The organism is Arthrobacter sp. Dra40, assembly GCF_059091905.1.
Window position 1 is genome coordinate 1 of sequence record NZ_JBNHHB010000329.1, and the last position, 4,096, is coordinate 4,096.

The window sequence follows — 4,096 nt, forward strand, 5'->3', positions numbered from 1 at the left end:
CGGTTGCCGGTCGGGCCAGCAGGAGGTTGGCCCGGAGCGTGGAGTTGAACAGGTGCGCTTCCTGCGGCATCCACGCGATCGCCGACCGCGGCGCGTGGCCGGGAGTTTCGTTGACCAGATACTGGCCGGAGGCCAGTGGCAGGAATCCCAGCAGGACCCCGAGCAGGGTGGATTTTCCGCTGCCCGAGGGTCCGGTCACCCCCAGCCACTGCCCGCGCTCCACCCTCAGGTCCACTCCGGTGAAGGCGTCGCGGTCCGCGCCCGGGTAGCGGTAGGACGCGTCCCGCAGTTCCAGCGTGTCCACCAGGCCGTCGGCCGGCGCGTCCCCGGCCGACGTGTCGGGGCTGCCGAGTTCCGGCAGCACCCGCGCACCGGCTGCACGCCAGGTTCCCCATTGTTGTACCGCCGTGTTCACGGCCATAAACGGTTCCACCAGCGCCAACTGCATCAGCACGACGACGGCGGCCAGTCCCGGCACTGTGCCGCCGGCTGAACCCATCATCACGACGGCCGCCAGCGAACAGGCCAGCACGGTCAGCGCGTGTCCCAGTCCTTGGGCCCAGGCGCTGCGCTGCACCGCGGCAGTTGCCTCCCGGTCCAACCGGCGCGCCCGCTGCAGCAGGGGCTCAGCGGCAGAGTTGGCTGCCAGGTCCGGCGCGGCGCCCAGCAGACGCGTGAAAGCGTTCAGCGACCTGCCCTTGACCTTCACGTTGGTGGCTTGGGCGTGGCGGTCGGCCCATCGCGCCACGGCGGGCGCCACCATGATGCAGATCACCGAGAGCAGCACCTGCCATCCAAGGGCGGCAGGCATCAGCAGTGTCGTGGCCACGCAGGAAGCGGCGGCCACCAGCAGCCCGACCAGCGGGGCAAAGAGGGCCCGGGGCGCGACATCCCGCAGTTCATCCACATCACCGACCAGCCGTTCCAGCGCGCCGCCTCCGCGGGCCAGCCGCCGCCACGCCGCGGGTCGCTGCAGCAGTCCGTTCCACAGCCGGATCCGCAGCCGGTCGGTGCTTTCGAAGACGGCGTCGTGAAGCTTCAGCCGCTCCTGGTACCGCAGCACCGAACGTCCGATACCGAAAAAACGGACACCCACGATCGATGTCATCAGGTGCAGGATTGGCGGTTGTTCGCTGGCATAGACGATCAGCCAGCCGGACAGGCCCGCCAACGCGACGGCGAAGAGCGCTGCGCCGACGCCAAAGCACAACGCGGCCAGGAACCCGGGGCTCCACGGCCGCAGCAGAGCTGCCTGCCTCAGCAGGCCTGGCGCAGCACCAGAGATGGGCTCCTCGGGTGCGGTTGATCTGCCGCCGTTCATGGTTTCGGTTTCAGGCTCGCTGCGTTCGGTCTCCGGCTCCGTTGCCGGTGTCCGCGTCAGCCGGCCTGCCGCCCGTGCGGCAGGAGCAGCGGTTTCCGGGCCCGGTGGCACTACCGGCACCACGTGGTCGGCGAGCGCCGCTGTCTCCAGATCGTGTGACACCAGCACAGTCGTCACCCTGCCGCGGAGCCTGTCCAGCGCAGCCTCGATGGCGCGTGCGCTGCGCGCGTCCACATGTGCAGTCGGTTCATCGGCCAGCAGCACGTCCACGCCGGGGACGTGCTCGATCCGGGCCAAGGCGCGTGCCACGGCCACCCGGCGCAGTTCGCCCGGGCTGAGGTCGCCGGTTCCCGTGTTGGCCAAACCGGCGGCGTTGACGTGCCCCAGTGCTTCCGCCGCTGCCGCGCGACCGGCCGGGCCGGTCAGTCCGGCATACAACGCCACTTCTTCGGCGGCGGTGGTTTCAGAGGGCACTGGGTGCTGCGGGATCCAGGCAATGCGGCCGCGGTCGACGCCGGATACGTGGCCGGCGGCCCGAATGCCTGCCCCATCCCGGCGCAGCCCGGCGAGGATCTCCAGCACGGTGCTCTTGCCTCCGCCGCTCGGCCCGGACAGCACCGTGATGCTGCCGGCCGGCGCGGTAAAGTCCAACCCCTCCACGACCAGCCCGCGGCCTGGGTAGCCCGCGGCCAGCCCGGCTACCCGCAGCTCCGGCGCTCCCCTGCCGGATGCGCCGGCGCCGGGTACGGCATCATCTCTTCCGGTTTCCACGTGCACCGGTACCAGCGCCCGGCCCGACGGCGCGTCCAGCACGGCTTTGCTGCGCTTGAGGGCCTCCACTCCGTCTTCACTCGCGTGGTGCGCGGAACCGAGGTCTCGCAGTGGCTGGAAACAGTCCGGCGCCAGGATCAACGCCAGCAGTCCGGCTTCCAACTCCATCCCGCCGTAGACCAGCCGGATGCCCACGAACACCGCCACCACGGCCACGGAAATGGTGGCGATCAGTTCCAGTGCCAAGGACGACAGAAAAGCCACCCGCAGCGTGGCGATGGTCCGTTCGCGGTAGGCCCCGGCAACGTCGCGCAGGGCGCGGGTTTGTGCCGCCGCCCGGCCCAGTCCGACCAGGACCGGTAGTCCGCGGGCCAGTTCCAGCAGGTGGTCGGACAGGCGGTCCAGGGCTGCGGCGGCCTCCTCGGTCCGGTCCTGGGTGTGTTTGCCGATCAGGATCATGAAGACCGGCACCAATGGGAGCGTGAGCACCACAATCAGCGCGCTGACCCAGTCAGCGGACAGGATCCTCAGCCCCACCAGCAGGGGCACCACCGCACAGGTCACCAGGGCAGGCAGGTACTTGGTGTAATAGTCGTCCAGGTTGTCCAGCCCCCGCGTGGCGAGCACACTCAACGCGCCGTGTCCCATGGCGGAGGCGCCGTCACGGTCCGAGGGGGCGCCGCCGTCGTGCAGGATCCGCGCGGCGAGGCGGGCCCGCAGGTCCTCCTTGACGCCCGCTGCCGCCCGTTGCGCCGCCACGTCCTGGCCCCACGCCGCCGCCGCGCGCAGCACGGCGCCGAGGACACCGGCCGGCAGGATGCTGTCCCAGCTGAAAGTCCCGTCTGCCACGCCCGCAACCCCAACGGCCACTGCCGACGCGAGCAGCACCAGCCCGGCCGCCTTGATGGCGGCGGCCAGCCCCAGCAGGTAGAGCGCGCGTTTGCCGGCCGCGCCAACCGGCGGCATCGGCTTCACTGGGCGACGACGGAGTGGGCGGCGGGGATGGCGGATGCGCTCACGCGCTTGCGGAACACCCAGTAGGTGTAGCCCTGGTAGACCAACACCGCCGGGATGCCGAACAACGCCACCACGCTCATCACGCCCAGCGTGTAGTCCGAGGACGACGCCGACTGCACGGTCAGGCTAAATGCCTCGTCGACGGTCGAGGGCAGCACGGTGGGGAACACCGCGGTGAAGATGGTTACCGACCCGGCGACCACGAAGATGCCGAGCCCGGCGAAGGAGAGCCCGTCCCGTCCGGCCTTGGCCAGCAGCCATGCCGCCACCGCACCGAGGGCGGCGACCAGCAGCGTCGCCACCGTGACCGCCTTGCCGTGGCGCAGCACCAGCACGGCCGCCCAGGCGGCCATCGGCAGCAGCGCCACCGGCAGCCAGCGCAGGACCAGCGCCTTGGCCCGCAAGCGGACCTCGCCGTCGGTCTTCAGCGCCAGGAACGCGGCCGCGTGCACCAGGCTAAAGCCGACCACTGCCAGCCCGCCGAGCACCGCATAGCCGTTGAACCAGGCGAACGGTCCGCCCACGCGGTCGCCGTTGGCGTTCAGCGGCAGGCCGGTGGTGGTCAGGGCGAGCATGGCGCCGACACCGAAGGCCGCGACGAGTGAGCCCAGCGCGATCGCCCAGTCCCAGCGGGCCCGCCACCGGTCGGTGTCCACCTTGCCGCGGTATTCGATGCCCACGGCGCGAAAGATCAGGGCCAGCAGCACCAGCACCAACGGGAGGTACAGGCCGGAGAACAGGGCGGCATACCACTCGGGGAAAGCCGCAAACGTGGCAGCCCCCGCGGTGACCAGCCAGACTTCGTTGCCGTCCCAGACCGGGCCGATGGTGTTGAGCAGCACGCGGCGCTCCGTGTTGTTACGGGCGAAGCCCCGCATCATCATGCCGACGCCGAGGTCGAATCCTTCCAGGAACAGGTACCCGGTCCAGAAGAAGGCGATGACAATGAACCAGACGGTGGGCAGGGATTCCATGTAGTCCTCTTAT

At 70.4% G+C, this 4,096-nt stretch carries 2 protein-coding genes; both read right to left on the reverse strand.

What is annotated here, in order from left to right; translation table 11 throughout:
* A partial coding sequence (cydD, locus tag AC5RWT_RS35070; RefSeq protein WP_494084250.1) for a thiol reductant ABC exporter subunit CydD occupies positions 1-3,058 on the reverse strand: 3,058 nt, incomplete at its 3' end.
* A gap of 5 nt (positions 3,059-3,063) precedes the next feature.
* Positions 3,064-4,083: a cytochrome d ubiquinol oxidase subunit II gene (cydB, locus tag AC5RWT_RS35075; RefSeq protein ID WP_494084251.1), complete on the reverse strand. Its 1,020-nt coding sequence runs from the start codon at positions 4,081-4,083 to the stop codon at positions 3,064-3,066.
* Between the last annotated feature and the right edge of the window lie 13 nt (positions 4,084-4,096).

Coding starts and splice junctions, on each gene's coding strand:
- cydB (WP_494084251.1), bottom strand. CDS start 4,083: ATGGAATCCCTGCCCACCGTCTGGTTCATTGTCATCGCCTTCTTCTGG.